Origin of the sequence: Kluyvera sichuanensis, assembly GCF_040930405.1 — a bacterium.
GTDB classification, from domain to species: domain Bacteria; phylum Pseudomonadota; class Gammaproteobacteria; order Enterobacterales; family Enterobacteriaceae; genus Kluyvera; species Kluyvera sichuanensis.
Genome location: NZ_CP162271.1, coordinates 2,680,870 through 2,696,164 on the forward strand (window position 1 = coordinate 2,680,870; position 15,295 = coordinate 2,696,164).

Annotated in this window: 14 protein-coding genes; 8 read left to right on the forward strand and 6 right to left on the reverse strand. The window is 58.9% G+C overall.

The window, feature by feature from the left end:
• Nucleotides 1–71: 71 nt before the first annotated feature.
• Nucleotides 72–2,369, forward strand: coding sequence for a formate C-acetyltransferase (locus tag AB2B48_RS13020; protein ID WP_220439922.1), 2,298 nt, complete (start codon nucleotides 72–74; stop codon nucleotides 2,367–2,369).
• Nucleotides 2,335–3,210: a [formate-C-acetyltransferase]-activating enzyme gene (locus AB2B48_RS13025; RefSeq protein ID WP_368299343.1), complete on the forward strand. Its 876-nt coding sequence runs from the start codon at nucleotides 2,335–2,337 to the stop codon at nucleotides 3,208–3,210. The genes AB2B48_RS13020 and AB2B48_RS13025 overlap by 35 nt, the downstream gene beginning before the upstream one ends.
• Nucleotides 3,211–3,358: 148 nt before the next feature.
• Here AB2B48_RS13025 and AB2B48_RS13030 read toward each other — a convergent pair whose 3' ends face one another.
• On the reverse strand, nucleotides 3,359–4,126 hold the full coding sequence (locus tag AB2B48_RS13030; RefSeq protein WP_185668035.1) for a phytanoyl-CoA dioxygenase family protein: 768 nt from the start codon (nucleotides 4,124–4,126) through the stop codon (nucleotides 3,359–3,361).
• A 161-nt stretch (nucleotides 4,127–4,287) separates the two neighbouring features.
• On the opposite strand from AB2B48_RS13030, the gene AB2B48_RS13035 reads away from it, so the two are divergent.
• The gene (locus AB2B48_RS13035) at nucleotides 4,288–5,109 is read left to right on the forward strand and encodes a helix-turn-helix transcriptional regulator (RefSeq protein WP_368299344.1); all 822 of its coding nucleotides are present in this window, start codon (nucleotides 4,288–4,290) and stop codon (nucleotides 5,107–5,109) included.
• Here AB2B48_RS13035 and AB2B48_RS13040 read toward each other — a convergent pair whose 3' ends face one another.
• Nucleotides 5,110–5,454, reverse strand: coding sequence for a nitrous oxide-stimulated promoter family protein (locus AB2B48_RS13040; RefSeq protein ID WP_333012760.1), 345 nt, complete (start codon nucleotides 5,452–5,454; stop codon nucleotides 5,110–5,112).
• A 64-nt stretch (nucleotides 5,455–5,518) separates the two neighbouring features.
• On the reverse strand, nucleotides 5,519–5,806 hold the full coding sequence (locus tag AB2B48_RS13045; protein WP_185668032.1) for a SelT/SelW/SelH family protein: 288 nt from the start codon (nucleotides 5,804–5,806) through the stop codon (nucleotides 5,519–5,521).
• A 206-nt stretch (nucleotides 5,807–6,012) separates the two neighbouring features.
• On the opposite strand from AB2B48_RS13045, the gene AB2B48_RS13050 reads away from it, so the two are divergent.
• The 5 genes from AB2B48_RS13050 (at nucleotide 6,013) to AB2B48_RS13070 (ending at nucleotide 12,042) form a co-directional block, all read left to right on the forward strand.
• The gene (locus tag AB2B48_RS13050) at nucleotides 6,013–8,370 is read left to right on the forward strand and encodes a TonB-dependent receptor domain-containing protein (RefSeq protein WP_185668031.1); all 2,358 of its coding nucleotides are present in this window, start codon (nucleotides 6,013–6,015) and stop codon (nucleotides 8,368–8,370) included.
• 61 nt (nucleotides 8,371–8,431) lie between these two features.
• A complete protein-coding gene (locus AB2B48_RS13055; RefSeq protein WP_368299345.1) occupies nucleotides 8,432–9,463 on the forward strand; it encodes a hemin-degrading factor in 1,032 nt (343 codons plus the stop codon).
• A complete protein-coding gene (locus tag AB2B48_RS13060; RefSeq protein WP_368299346.1) occupies nucleotides 9,460–10,275 on the forward strand; it encodes a heme/hemin ABC transporter substrate-binding protein in 816 nt (271 codons plus the stop codon). The genes AB2B48_RS13055 and AB2B48_RS13060 overlap by 4 nt, the downstream gene beginning before the upstream one ends.
• Nucleotides 10,275–11,270 (forward strand): FecCD family ABC transporter permease, encoded by a 996-nt coding sequence (locus AB2B48_RS13065; RefSeq protein ID WP_185668028.1) that lies wholly within the window; start codon nucleotides 10,275–10,277, stop codon nucleotides 11,268–11,270. Before AB2B48_RS13060 ends, AB2B48_RS13065 begins: the two co-directional genes overlap by 1 nt.
• Complete coding sequence (locus tag AB2B48_RS13070; protein ID WP_368299347.1) at nucleotides 11,263–12,042, forward strand: heme ABC transporter ATP-binding protein; 780 nt, start codon at nucleotides 11,263–11,265, stop codon at nucleotides 12,040–12,042. The genes AB2B48_RS13065 and AB2B48_RS13070 overlap by 8 nt, the downstream gene beginning before the upstream one ends.
• 64 nt (nucleotides 12,043–12,106) lie before the next feature.
• Here AB2B48_RS13070 and AB2B48_RS13075 read toward each other — a convergent pair whose 3' ends face one another.
• From AB2B48_RS13075 to yedE, 3 genes are all read right to left on the reverse strand, one after another.
• Complete coding sequence (locus tag AB2B48_RS13075; protein ID WP_368299348.1) at nucleotides 12,107–13,636, reverse strand: DUF1593 domain-containing protein; 1,530 nt, start codon at nucleotides 13,634–13,636, stop codon at nucleotides 12,107–12,109.
• 171 nt (nucleotides 13,637–13,807) lie between these two features.
• Complete coding sequence (gene yedF / locus AB2B48_RS13080; RefSeq protein ID WP_035892595.1) at nucleotides 13,808–14,041, reverse strand: sulfurtransferase-like selenium metabolism protein YedF; 234 nt, start codon at nucleotides 14,039–14,041, stop codon at nucleotides 13,808–13,810.
• On the reverse strand, nucleotides 14,038–15,249 hold the full coding sequence (yedE, locus tag AB2B48_RS13085; RefSeq protein ID WP_368299349.1) for a selenium metabolism membrane protein YedE/FdhT: 1,212 nt from the start codon (nucleotides 15,247–15,249) through the stop codon (nucleotides 14,038–14,040). Before yedE ends, yedF begins: the two co-directional genes overlap by 4 nt.
• Nucleotides 15,250–15,295 lie beyond the last annotated feature (46 nt).

The following is a 15,295-nucleotide window of genomic DNA, read 5'->3' on the forward strand; positions in this document are numbered from 1 at the left end:
TCCCCGCCCCGCATTTGCCTAACGTAGATCCCATAACAAACGTCAGGTTAATCCTCCGAGGAGCCCGCAAAATGACTAATCGTATTCAGCGCCTGAAAGACGCCCTCTTCGCCAACCCGCGCGAAATCTCCCTTGAACGCGCCGTCCTCTACACCGAAAGCCATCGTCAGACCGACGGCGAGCCGGTGCTCATTCGCCGCGCCAAAGCCACCGCCCATATTCTCGATAACGTCGCCATCAGCATTCGTGAAGATGAGCTGATTGCCGGCAACCGCACCATCAAACCGCGCGCCGGGATTATGTCGCCGGAGATGGACCCGTACTGGCTGTTAAAAGAGCTGGACCAGTTCCCGACTCGCCCGCAGGACCGCTTCAACATTAGCGATGACGATAAGCGCCTGTACCGCGACGAACTGTTCCCGTACTGGGAAAAGCGCTCGATGAAGGATTTCATCAACGCCCAGATGACCGACGAAGTAAAAGCCGCCGTCAGCACGCAGATTTTCAGCGTCAACCAGACCGACAAAGGCCAGGGCCATATCATTATCGACTACCCGCGACTGCTGAATAACGGCCTGGACGCGCTGGTTAATGAGATGCACGCCCATCTGCGCGAGCAACCTGATAACGTCTTTTATCAGGCGGTGCTGATTCTGCTGGAAGCCTCCCAGCGCCACATCCTGCGCTACGCCGCGCTGGCCGACGAGATGGCAAGCGGCTGCAATGACCCGCAGCGTCGTCAGGAGCTGGAAACCATCGCTAGCATCTCGCGCCATAACGCCGCGCAGAAGCCGGAAAACTTCTGGCAGGCCAGCCAGCTGTTCTGGTACATGAACATCATTTTGCAGTATGAGTCGAACGCCAGTTCCATTTCGCTCGGCCGCTTTGACCAGTACATGCTGCCGTTCTGGCAGGCGTCGCTGAACCACGGCGAAGACCCGGCGTTTATGCAGGAATTGCTCGAGTCCTTGTGGGTGAAGTGCAACGATATCGTGCTGCTGCGTTCCACCAGCAGCGCCCGCTACTTCGCGGGCTTCCCGACCGGCTACACCGCCCTGCTCGGCGGCCTGACCGAGAACGGCCGCAGCGCGGTGAACATCCTCTCCTTTACCTGTCTGGATGCCTACCAGAACGTGCGCCTGCCGCAGCCGAACCTCGGCGTGCGGGTCAACGAACTGATTGACCGCCCGTTCCTGCGCAAAACTGCCGAAACCGTGCGCCTCGGCACCGGTATTCCGCAGATCTTCAACGATGAAGTGGTGGTGCCCGCATTCCTCAACCGCGGCGTGTCGCTGGAAGATGCGCGCGACTACGCGGTGGTCGGCTGCGTCGAACTGTCGATTCCAGGGCGCACCTACGGGTTGCACGATATCGCCATGTTCAACCTGTTGAAGGTGATGGAAATCGTCATGCTTGAGCACGAAGGCAATGCGCAACTCACCTACGACGGCCTGCTGACGAGCATTCGCGACAAGATTCGCCACTACATCAAGCTGATGGTGGAAGGCAGCAATATCTGCGATATCGGCCATCGCGATTGGGCGCCGGTACCGCTGCTCTCCTCGTTTGTTGAAGACTGTATCGCCAACGGCAAAGACATTACCGACGGCGGCGCACGCTACAATTTCTCCGGGGTACAGGGTATCGGTATCGCCAACCTGAGCGATTCGCTGCATGCGCTGAAAGGGATGGTGTTCGACCAGCAGCGCATGAGCTTCGACGAACTGCTGGCGGTGCTGAAGGCCAACTTCGCCACGCCGGAGGGCGAGAAGGTTCGCGCACGGCTGATTAACCGCTTTGAAAAATACGGTAACGACATTGACGATGTTGATAATATCAGCGCCGATCTGCTGCGTTTTTACTGCAAAGAGGTGGAGAAATACCGTAACCCGCGCGGCGGCCAGTTTACGCCGGGCTCCTATACCGTCTCTGCCCACGTGCCGCTGGGGTCGGTAGTTGGCGCGACGCCGGACGGACGTTTTGCCGGTGAACAGCTGGCGGACGGCGGGCTGTCGCCGATGGTCGGCCAGGACGGTCAGGGGCCAACGGCGGTGCTGAAGTCAGTGAGCAAGCTCGATAACTATCTGCTCTCTAACGGCACGCTGCTGAACGTCAAGTTCACCCCGGCGACGCTGGAGGGGGAAAGCGGTCTCAACAAGCTGGCGGATTTCCTGCACGCCTTTACCAAACTCAAGCTCCAGCATATTCAGTTCAACGTGGTGAACGCCGAAACCCTGCGCGAAGCCCAGCAGCGCCCGCAGGATTTTGCCGGGCTGGTGGTGCGCGTAGCGGGCTACAGCGCCTTCTTTGTCGAACTGTCGAAGGAGATTCAGGATGACATTATCCGCCGCACCGCGCATCAGCTGTGAGGTGATTGAGGCGCGCGCCGACACGGCGCGCATTTTCAATATCCAGCGCTATTCGCTTAACGACGGTCAGGGCATCCGCACGGTGGTGTTCTTTAAAGGCTGCCCGCATACCTGCCCGTGGTGCGCCAACCCGGAGTCGATGTCGCCGAAAATCGAGACCGTCCGCCGGGAGAGCAAGTGCCTGCACTGCGCCACCTGTTTGCAGGATGCCGAGGAGTGTCCGTCCGGGGCGTGGGAACATATTGGCCGTGACGTGACGCTGGAATCGCTCGAACGGGAAGTGCTCAAAGACGACGTGTTCTTCCGCGCGTCGGGCGGCGGCGTAACGCTTTCCGGCGGCGAAGTGCTGATGCAGGCCGAGTTCGCCACCCGCTTTTTACAGCGTCTCAAGCAGTGGGGCATTCGCACCGCCATTGAAACCGCGGGCGATACCTCCCCTCGCCGCCTGCTGCCGCTGGCGCAGGCGTGTGATGAGGTGCTGTTTGATCTGAAAATCATGGACTGCGCGCAGGCTCGTCAGGTGCTCAGCATGAACCAGCCGCGGGTGCTGGAGAACTTTCGCCTGCTGGTAACGGAGGGCATCAAGGTGATTCCACGGCTGCCGCTGATCCCCGGTTATACCCTTAACCCCGAGAACGTCGCGCGGATTCTGGCGTTTCTGGCGCCGCTGCCTATTGAGGAAATACATCTGCTGCCTTTCCATCAGTACGGCGAGCCGAAGTATTCCCTGCTGGATCGCGAGTGGGCAATGGCGGGGATAAAAGCGCCGGAGCCCGAGGAGATTGCGCCGATTCAGGCGATGGTGGAACAAGCGGGATATCGGGTGGTGATGGGGGGTTAACGATACCAGACCGCACCGTACAAGTCCCCTCGCCCCTTTGGGGAGAGGGTTAGGGTGAGGGGAACAGGCCAGCACGGTGATAAACCCTCACCCCAGCCCTCTCCCTTAGAAAGGGAGAGGGGGCCGTCCGTGCCAATGCGTTAAACTCTCATTCCACATCCAACAGCCACTTCTGCGCCGGGGTCAACCGGCTCGCCGTTTCCGGCGTTAACCAGCGGCGCTGATCCTGCTGCGCGGTATCCGCACGGTCGATATACAACCCGTGAAGTACCCGGCGGCGCGAGCCTTCGCGGTTGGTGGTGCCGCCGTGCCAGGCGTGGGCGTTGTAGATCATCACGCTGCCTGCCGGCGCCTCAAAAATCACCTCATCCGGGTGCGGTAATCCCACATCCTCCAGCACCTCTTCCGGCAGTTCCGGGCGCAGATGGGTTGCCGGAATAATCCGCGGCGCGCCGTTGGCGGCGTAGAGATCGTCAATCGCCCAGATGGTGTTGACCAGGTGAACCTTCGGGAAATCCGGACGCGGCTTTTTCCAGTCAGCGTGTAGCGGCTGATGGCCGCCGTTGTACAGCGCCTCGCGGGCGTTGAGGCTGGAAATTTTAAACTCGCCCTCAAAGATATAGCGGCAGGCCGACAAAATCAGCGGATGCGACCACACCTTCTCCCACACCACGCCCTTGTTGACGAGGTTCGCCACGCGCGTCGCCGTCTCTTCCTGATGGTGCTCCACCGCCAGGTTCTCCCCTTCTTTCTCCACCAGATAGTCAATGCGCTCGCGCATCGCCGCCAGCCAGTCGGCATCCGCCACGCCGTGGACGATGGTGTAGCCCTGAGTATCCAGTTCATGTTTCATTGTCGCTGACAGTTCGCCACTCGCGCCCAGCGCCTCCAGCCAGAATGCCGCTTGCTTGTCCATACCGCCCTCTCTTTTGTTAACCATTTCACAACATGTATGAAAAGTTACTGCACGAGCGGCTGGCATTCTGTATGAGATAGCTACACAACACTGGATTTTTGTGTACAGCAAAATAAAGTGTGATGAGATTCAAAATCCAGAATAATAACCAGGACATGAGCATGTCAGAACAATCCCTCGTCCCCGTGCTGGAGCAGCTGCTTGCCCGGCAAAGCGACCTTGTCGTGCGGTTTCCGCAAACCTCGCAGCCCACGCCGGAGCTGGCGATGAGCGTGTCGTTTCCCCGTCTGGAGATCGTGCTGGAAGGCGAGCTTGCCGACGGTTGCCTGAGCGCGCCGCTGGGCCCGCTGCAGGCGCTCTATCTGCCCGGTGGACGCTGGAATGCCCCGCAGTGGCAAGGCCCGGCCACCACGCTGAGCATTCTGTTCAGCAAACAGAAGCTCGGCTTCAGCCTGCAGCGGTACGACGGCAAAAAATTCGTGGAAATTCGTAAGCAGCACGTGGCGCGGCTGGGCCCGCGGGTAGGATCGTATCTGCTGCTGGCGATGAACGAACTGGCTATTCGCCCGGTGATGCCCACGGCGCAGATCGTGCTAAGCGGGCTGCTGAGCCACTGTATCGATCAGCTTACCCATCTGGCGGATACGGTGAGCAAGAGCAAAGAGCTGTTTCTCGCCGTTCAGGAGTATATCGACGAGCACGCCGCTGAGGCGCTCAGCCGGGAGACGGTGGCGAAGAAGTTCCATATTACGCCGAACTACCTGTCGCATCTGTTTCAGAAGTCCGGCTCGGTGGGATTCAATGAGTATCTGACCGCCGTGCGGCTTGAGCTGGCGAAGAAATTACTGCGTGGGTATGAGATGAAAATCAAAGAGATAGCCCATCACTGCGGCTTTGAAGACAGCAACTACTTCTGCCGAATCTTCCGCAAGCACACGGCGCGTTCGCCGTCAGAGTACCGCCGTCACTGCCGCACGATGTAGCTATTTTTTCGGGCGATATTTTTCCGGTAGCTCCGGCACCGGGCGACGGTCGTCAATCAGATGACGGATGGTCAGGATCGGGTGACGCCACAGCATACGCGGGCCAGCCCAGCGCATAATCTGCTTCATTTCTTCGCGTTTGGCGGGCTGATAGCAGTGCACCGGGCACTGCTTGCAGGCTGGTTTTTCCTCGCCAAACACGCATTTATCCAGCCGTTTATCGGCATAGGTATTCAGCGCCTGGTAGTGCTCTGCATCGTCCTGCGCCTGCGGGCAGCGTCGCTGATAAAGCGCAATCATGCTGCGGATGGTCCGTTTTTCACGGTCGATGCGTTTGCCTGCCATAGCCTGTTCCTCACCAATAAAGATGCATTAATAATACACGTTTAATGGTGCTTTCGCAGCCGCTTTATGCCTCGTGCTTGTCCACGTGGCCCAGCGGTTTTTCCGGGAAGCAGACGTCGCGCACCCGGCGTTTCAGCTCGGCGGCATCCGGGAAACCCTCGTCGCGCTTGCGATCCCAGATAAGCTCCTCGCCCACGGTAATGGTAAAAATTCCACCGGTACCGGGCACCAGGGTCACCGAGGCGATATCGGTGCTGAAGGTATGCAACAGCTCCTGCGCCATCCAGCTGGCGCGCAGCATCCAGTTGCACTGGGAGCAGTAGGTGACCGTAATAGCGGCTTTCTGCGTCATAACATTCTCACAATGAATTAAAGGACTAATTGTAATCAAATTGTTGCATGCATAGAGATTTATTTGCAAACTTTATTGCAAATGATAATTCCTATCATTACTATTCGCATCACATTAAACGGAGTCGTTCGAAGCGCTTATGGAAAAGCCGACTTCTGGAAGTAGCGAGTGAGCCAATACTAATAACGATGAAAGGCATGGCAACTATGTACAAATCCATTCAATCAGAGGCGTGGTGCAAGAAAAGCCTACTGGTAACCTCTTTGCTTGCAGCGATTTACCAGACTTCCGCCGTTGCGGCTGACACACAGGACAAAACCGCGGCGGTAGACACCGCCGAGCAGATGACCGTCACAGCGCCAGCTCCGGTACTGAAGTCGGGCAATCAGCACGCCATTAGCGCGCAGGAATTGCAGGACAAAGGGGCCAACGACTTTGGTTCCATCATGCGTTATGAACCTCTGATTGGCGCGACCGGCTCCAGCGGCGGCTCCGGCAACGGCAAAAGCGGCTTCGACCGGGGCGGCTACACCGGCTACAACATTCGCGGGCTCGAGAGTAACCGCGTCGGTATCGACGTGGACGGTATCGCCCAGCCAAACGCCACCGGCCGTAGCTACGTTAGCCGCGCTGGCCAGAACACCTTCGGCATTGGCCGCGACTACATTGACCCGTACATGTACGGTAGCGTCGATATTCAGTCCGGTGCCACCGACACCGAAACCGCCAACTCTTCTATCGGCGGCAACGTCTCCTTCCAGCCGAAATCGGCGGACGACTATCTGCACCCGGGCAAAACCAGCGCCTTTAGCTACCGCAGCGGTTATGACTCCGCTGACCGCAGCTGGCACAACGGCCTGACGGCGGCGGGCGGTGATGAAACCCTGCGCGGGATTTTCGTCTACAGCCGTCGTGATGGTCAGGAGACCACTACCAATAGCTCAAGCGTCGACGCTTTCCCGGCAAACTGGCACTCTGACGCATTTATGACCTCGGGGATCTGGCAACCAAACGATCAGCATAAACTGACCAGCACCCTCGATTACTACCATAAAACCAACCATACCCATTACGACGTCTGGAACGACAGCGGCAGCAAGACCATTGGTAACGCGCAGCAGACCAGCCAGACCCGTCGCTGGGGGCTGAGCCTGAAAGATGACTGGACGCCGATGAACGACTTCATCGACAGCATGTCCACCAAGGTGTACTACCAGCACACCGAAGCGCACGACCAGACCTACATGCCGGACAGCTTCACCAGTACCATGGAAACGGTCTACTCGAACTACGATACCGATACCTGGGGTATGCAGACGGCATTGGCAAAAACGCTTGGCCGCCACGATCTGAGCGCTGGCTTCAACGCTAGCACCACCAAAACCCAGCGTCCGTTCAGCCAGTCGCCGATCCCGAGCGTCTTCAGCGAGATCATGCAGCCGGAAGCAGACAGCCGTGAATACACGGTAGCCGGCTTCCTGCAGGATCAGATCAACTTCGATCTCGACGGCCATAACGCGGCGGTGATCCCAGGCGTCCGCGTGGTGCATCAGTCCACCAAGCCAGAGAACCTTAGCAGCCTGACCACTAACAGCACGGTGCTGACGGAGTCATCGGTTTCTAATCTGTATGGCAAAAATTCAGATACTCAGGCGCTGCCGTCGCTGACCTTCCAGTACGACATCACGCCGCGCATGATGACCTATCTGCAGTACAAACGCGGCGCGGAGTTCCCGAACACCAGCCAGCTGTACGGTTCATGGAACCTCGGTTCCAGCTACGCGGGCCGCGGCCAATACGCACTGATCGGCAATACCGATCTGAAAACCGAGACCAGCGACAACTTCGAATGGGGCATGAAGGGCGAGGTGACCGAAGGGATCACCATGCGTACCGCGCTGTTCTACAACAGCTATAAAAACTTTATCGCTTACACCCGTTACACCCGCGCGAACAACCCGGGTCAGTTCACTAACGTACCGTCAAACATCTACACCATTTACCAGGCGGAAAACCGCGATAAAGCCTATATCTACGGCGGTGAGATCAGCGCGAAGTTCAACTTCGGAACCTGGTTTGAACAGGTTGATGGCCTGAGCGCCACCCTGGCTTACGGCTACAGTGAAGGGCAGTCAAAATCCAGCTACAACGGCGACAAATATGTCGACCTCGATAGCGTTGCGCCAATGAAAGCCATCGTCGGCGTGGCGTGGGATGACCCGTCCAAAGTCTACGGTACCGCGCTGACCGCCACCTTCGTGAAAGGCAAACGCGCTACCACCACCAACCGCGAAAGCTACACCAACACCGGCAACACGCTGACGGATTCCACCAAAGAATATATGCGCGTACCTGGCTACGGCATGCTCGACTGGACGGCTTACTGGCGCGTGGCGAAGAACGTCCGTATCAACGGCGGGGTGTATAACCTGACCGACCGTAAATACTGGGACTACCTGAGCAGCCGCAACATTGAAACGTCCACCAACCAGGACGCCAATGATAAATCGCTGGCGGTCATGCCGGGCCGTACCTGGCAGCTGGGCGTTAACGTCGATTTCTGATAACAACATCAATGAAACCTGCCCCCGGCTACTGGCCGGGGTAATTATAAGGAAGAGAGCTATGCAAAACGCACCAACCGAACTGTGGCAGCGCTATCAGGACGTTAAAGCCAACGGCACTGCCAAATACGCTCGCGACATCGCTGCCGTGATGGGTATCAGCGAAGCGGAACTCACCGAAGCGCGCGTCGGCCACGATGCCGTTCGCCTGCAGGATAATGCCCGCGCGATCCTCGCCGCGCTTGAAAGCGTGGGCGAAACCAAATGCATCTGCCGCAACGAATATGCGGTTCACGAGCAGGTTGGCGCTTTCACCCACCAGCACCTTGACGGCCATGCAGGCCTGGTGCTGAACCCACGCGCGCTGGATCTGCGTCTGTTCCTGAGCCAATGGGCCAGCGCGTTTCACGTCAACGATCAGGGTCGCGAAAGCATTCAGTTCTTTGACCCGCACGGCGACGCGGTGCTGAAGGTTTATACCACCGACGCTACGGACAGCGCGGCCTGGCAGGCGCTGATTGCTGAACAGACGCAATCAACCCCAACGCCGCTGGCCCTTCGCCCGGTAGAAAATGCCCGCTACGCCGAGACGGCAGACGGTGCGGCGCTGGAAAAAGAGTGGCGCGCAATGACCGACGTGCATCAGTTCTTCGTGCTGCTGCGCAAATACAACCTCTCACGCCAGCAGGCTTTCCGTCTGGTGAGCGATGACCTGGCCTGCCGTATTGACACCGAAGCGCTGCCTCGCCTGCTGGAAACCATCCAACAGGACGGCAACGAATTTATGATTTTCGTCGGCAACCGCGGCTGCGTGCAGATCTTCACCGGCACGCTGGAGAAGCTGACGCCAATGCGCGGCTGGATCAACATCTTCAACAGTACCTTCACCCTGCACCTGCGCGAAGAAACCATCGACGAAGTGTGGGTCACGCGCAAACCGACCGTGGACGGCCACGTGACCAGCGTGGAACTGTTTGCCAAAGACGGCACCCAGATTGCGCAGCTGTACGGCCAGCGTAGCGAAGGTCACCCGGAGCAGACGCAGTGGCGCAACCAGGTAGATAGCCTGACGGCGGAAGGCCAGACCGTATGAAACGCCTGCTGATACTGTTAGCTGCGCTGCCGCTGTTCTCCAGCGCCGCCGAGCGCATTATCACCCTTGGCGGCGACGTCACCGAAATCGTCTACGCACTGGACGCGCAGTCTCAGTTAGTGGCGCGCGATAGCACCAGCACCTGGCCTGCGGCAACCCGGTCGCTGCCGGATGTCGGCTACCTTCGCCAGTTGAGCACCGAAGGCATCCTCTCGCTGCGCCCGACGCTGGTTCTTGCCAGCAGCCAGGCGCAACCGTCGCTGGTGCTGCAAAAGGTGGAAGGCAGCAAGGTTAAGGTGGTGAACGTGCCGGGCGGCTACGACGCCACGGCAATGGATAACAAAGTTCAGGTCATTGCCGACGCGCTGGGCAAGCAGACGCAGGGCGATGCGCTGCGTAAAACGCTGCACGACGATATGGCAAAAATCCCGGCGCAACCGCTGAACAAGCGCGTGCTGTTTATTCTCAGCCACGGCGGTTCCGGCGCGCTGGTGGCCGGTCAGCAAACGGCGGCAGACGGCGCCATCAAGCTGGCTGGCTTACAGAACGCCATGCAGGGTTTCTACCACTACCGCACCATGTCGCAGGAAGGGGTCATTGCCAGCCTGCCGGATCTGGTGGTGATCTCCGCTGATGGCCTGAAAGGTATGGGCGGCGAAGCCGCGCTGTGGAAGCTGCCGGGGCTGGCGCAGAGGCCTGCCGGGCGCAACAAGCAGGTGCTGGTGATTGACGATATGGCGCTGCTGGGCTTCGGCCCGCGCACGCCGCAGGCGCTGCAACAGCTGCGCCAGAAAGCGGAGCAGTTGCACTGATGAACGTCACCGCCTCACGCCAGCTGTGGCTGATGGTGCTGCTGCTCGTTGCCCTGACGCTGTTTGCCACCACGCTCGGCGCGATGCGCCTGCCGCTGGCAAGCATCTGGCCGTCGGGCGATGAGGTACTGCGCCATATCTGGCTCACCATCCGCCTGCCCCGCGTTCTGCTGGCGCTGCTGGTTGGCAGCGCGCTGGCGCTCTCCGGCTGCGTGATGCAGGGGCTGTTTCGCAACCCGCTGGCGGACCCGGGTCTGCTCGGGATCAGCAGCGGCGCAGCGCTGGCGGTTTCATTCTGGGTGGTGCTGCCGATTTCGGTGCCGGTGCTGGTGGCGCTCTACGCGCCGATGCTGGCGGCGTTTATCGGCAGCCTGGCGGTGATGGCGGTGATTTTTGTCCTCAGCAAAGCGGGAGACGGTTCGCTCTCCCGCCTGCTGCTGGTCGGGATTGCGATCAACGCCCTGTGCGGCGCGCTGGTGGGCATGCTGTCGTGGATTAGCAACGACACGCAGCTTCGCCAGATGTCGCTCTGGGGCATGGGCAGCCTGGGGCAGGCCGAGTGGCCAACGCTGCTGGTCGCCGCCACGCTGATTATCCCTGCGTCGCTGGTAGTCTGGTGGACGGCAGCGCGTCTGAATTTACTTCAGTTGGGTGATGAAGAGGCGCACTACCTCGGCGTTAACGTGCGGGTACTGCAACGGCTGTTGCTATTGTGCAGCGCGGTGCTGGTAGCCGCTTCGGTGGCGATCAGCGGCGTCATTGGTTTTATCGGGCTGGTGGTGCCGCACCTGATGCGAATGTGGCTAGGGCCGGATCACCGGGGGCTTATCCCCGGTTCTTTGCTGGCAGGCGCGATTTTACTGCTGATTGCCGACACCCTCGCCCGCACCATCGCCGCGCCTGCCGAAATGCCGGTTGGCCTGCTAACCAGTCTGCTCGGTGCGCCGTGGTTCCTGTGGCTTATTTTCCGTCAGGAGAGGGGGATGCGTGGATAACCAGTACATTGCACGTTCGCTATCGCTGAAGCTCGGTAAACGCCGGGTGATTGATAACGTCTCGCTGGCGCTACAGTCTGGTGAAGTCACGGCGCTGATTGGCCCTAACGGCGCAGGGAAATCGACCCTGCTGCGGCTGTTGACCGGGTTTTTAACCGCCGACAGCGGCGAGCAACATATCGAAGGTAAAGCGCTTAGCGCGTGGTCCGCCCCCGCCCTCTCCCGCCGCCGCGCGGTGATGCTGCAACGTACGCAGCTCAATGCCAACTGGCCGGTTGAAACGGTAATTGCCATGGGGCGTGCGCCGTGGGGAACGCAGGTTGACCCGGCGCTGATTGCGCGGGTGATGGCCGAAACCGGCTGTACGCACCTGGCAGGCCGCCTCTATCCGGCGCTCTCCGGTGGCGAACAGCAGCGCGTGCAGTTGGCGCGAAGCCTGGCGCAGCTGTGGGGTGAAGATGGCCCGCAGGGCTGGCTGTTTCTGGATGAACCCACTTCGGCGCTGGATCTTTACTATCAGCAGCATCTGCTGCGCCTGCTGAAAAAGCTGACTCGTCGCGGCAAGCTGCACGTCTGTATCGTGCTGCACGACCTCAACCTCGCCGCGCTGTGGGCCGACTCAATACTGCTACTCCATCAGGGAAAGCTGGTGGCGCAGGGCACACCGCAGGAGGTAATTCAGCAATCGGTGATCCACCGTTGGTATGGCGCGGATATCAGCCTGAGCCAACATCCGGATGCCGATGTACCCCAGGTTTATCTGGCGCCATAACGCGCGACACCACTGCGGATTTCCTGAGATAAAGCGGGTGACCGATGCCACCCGCTCACCTCGGTTACTTCACGGAAATGACAATTCGGCGGTAGGAGGTCAGCGACGGTTTACCGTCATCGGTCACCGCCAGAATCAGATGCTCAGTCCCCGCTCGTTTTGCCGTTACCTCAACCGTCGGATGCCCGTTTTCCCCCATCGTTAACACTGCGGGAGCGTTGAGATTATCTTCCCCACGACGTCCCTGTACATCAGCCACCGCCACCGGCTGAGAACTGGCAGAACCCGCTTCAGGATAAAGGAACCAGTTGTAGCCTAACGCGTTGCCATCCGGGTCTTTGGTACCGTCCGCGCTTACCGTCACCACATCACCTACCCTGGCTGTCAGGTAAACCACATCCTGCCCGCCCTGACCGTTCACCACCACCTGCGGATTATGGTTGGCAGATGCAAAGTTCTTCACGCTCCAGTCCATTCTGGCCGCAAAGTCGTGCTGGAAGGCTTCACGCCAGCGCCAGATAGTGGCCTGATTCGAGGTGTACTGCTTACCGTCAACGCCGGTTACCGTATCCGCCGCATTAGGGTTGCCTGGATAAAAATCACCGCCGCTGGTCCAGATAGGCCTCGTTTCATGCTGCGGTTGGCGCACGATATAGCGCCCGCCCCATCCGCCCCAGCCCGGGTTCATGTCGCCGTTAAGGCCGTTGCGAATCAGGTTGAGGAAAGCCGGGGTATCGCCTTCCATAATAAAGAGGTAATGCAGATAGCCTTTCCCCATTGGCCCTTTCGCGCGGATATTTTCATCCAGCCAATGCTGAGACACCGTAGTGAAATCAGCGCCCGGCGCATTACGGTAATACATATCGCCGCTGATACCGGTCCAGGTCGCGCGAGCATAGTCTTCCCCGTTCTGGCTCGATGGATCGACAATATAGGTGATGTCTGGGTAATGTTCACGAACCCAGCTCCCGGCATCATCCTGATCGGAAATGGAGTACACCACCAGATTACGGGTCAGCGCTTGTACCTTTTGCGCTGGCTGCTGGCGAGAGAGATCCTGCAACGCTTGCGCCAGAGTATTCGCACCGCCCCAGAGGTTAATAAACAGCGGGTGCTGCGCGTCTGTACTGCGTTCAATGGCTTTGAGTAACAGGTCGGAACCCGCCGTATTTTTCCCCTCCCCCGTTGCCGCCATGCCATAGCTGGCAAGGCCTGGTGCGACGACTGATTTTAACTGCGCTGACGTCGGGAAACCGGCTGCATGTTTCAACAGGTTAGGTTGCACCTCTGCATAGTGCCCCACCACCAGGTCAATCATATCGGTATGCACTTTTTCACGCTGCCAGGTGGAAGTCGTTGCCACCAGTCCCTCGACGTTCATCTCATTGGAATAGAGTAAAAAACGGGTGAGCGACATCTGGTCATCGGGTTCGTTGCCGATATCCGACAACACGAAAACGCGCGGTTTTGCCTGATACGGCAGCACCTTACCGGCGATCTGCTGGATAGTGGTGTCGGCATGGGTCAGCAGCGGCGTGGCTAACGCCATCATGCCGCTCATTGCCAGTAATACACCTTTCGTTAGCTTGCTCATTCGTTGGTTAATCACGTAAACCTCAATGCGGTGTGTCGGATAGAAAGTACAAACAACATAGTAAACTAAGGAAACAAAGTAAACTGCGCAGGCCGGTTCTGTGATCAAACACACATTGGGATTTTATGATTAAAGGGAAATACGCCCTCGCCGGACGGCGAGGGCGACAGGTTACTTCTGGATTAAATAGCGGATGGTTGGCCCATCCTGCTGGATGTCGAGCACGGTATAGCCGTGATTGCGTGCATCCACCGGGATGTTATTAATCGACTGCGGACAGTCGCTCACCACTTCCAGTATTTCGCCTTTCTTTAACTGCGGCATCGCTTCAAGCGTCGCGACGGCCGGGTACGGACAAGGTTCGCCCACCATATCCAGACGATAGTCCGGGACGATCGTTTTCATACACTCTCCTTCGTAGGAATACTGGCGGAAGCCTGACGGCGGAAGAACCGTTTTTCCCAGCCAAGAATTAACAACAACGCAATCAGCAACAGGCCATAGGTGACCAGCAGGCCGCCGAGCGGGCCAAACGTGGTCAGCAGGTTAACTTTGTCCCAGCTCGTGGCGAGCGACGGGGAAATGTCGTCCCAGTAGTAGGCCAGAATGGTCGAGCCAATCACGTTGCCGAGCCCTACCCACCAGTAGTGCACCTGTCCTTCAACGGCACGGTACATCCAGCCGGTTTCGCAGCCGCCAGCCAGCACAATGCCGAAGCCAAACAGCAGGCCGCCAATTACCGCATTCGGGCCAGCCCACATAATTTTTGGCGCCACGCCCAGCTGCACGTAGCTGAAGATACCGATGGCGCTTACCGCCATGCCGAAGATAATGGCCTTCGCCATTTGTGTGCGGCCGGTGATCCACAGGTCGCGGAACGCCGAGGTAAAGCAGATTTGCGCCCGTTCAATCAGCAGGCCAAAGCCCACGCCGAACAGCATCGCCAGCCCCAGTTTCGGGCTGCCCGCCGCCGTCAGCAGCGCCCAGCCAACCATGCCGATAAACACCAGCATGCCCAAACGGAAGCGGCGGCGCGCCTGCTCAGGACGCTGTGTCAACGGCGATGCCGCCGAGACTTTGACCATTTTGACCGGAATACGGAAGATAGGCAGCAGCGTGAAGCGTGCGCCAAACCATGAGCCGAGGGCCGTCGCCAGCGCGAAGAACCAGGCGTGCAGCGAGAACTGCGGAATGCCCGTAAAGAAGGCGGCGAGGTTACAGCCCATCGCCAGACGTGCGCCAAAACCGGCAATCATGCCGCCGACAATCGCCTGCACAATACGGATGCGGCTTTTCGGCAGACGCAGCTTAACGTTATTGGCCCACAGCGCCGCGGCAAAGCAGCCGCCGAACATGCCGATAATCATCATGCCGTCGATACGCGTCAGCGGCGTGCCGTCGAGGCCAATCAGCTTGTAATAGCCCCAGGTCTCAGTATGTACGCCCGCCAGTTGCAGCAGTTGCCCGCCCCAGCGCGTGAACTCGCCCGTCACCGCCCAGAAGGTGCCGGTGATGCCGAAGTAATAGGTGGAGAGAATACCGGCCGCGATTACCGCGGGAACCGGAGACCAGAATTTGATCAGGAAGGTGTGTTTAAATTGTTGCCATGTCATCGATGTTAGCCTCTGAACTCAGAAGGAGCCTTGTACGAAGAACCGC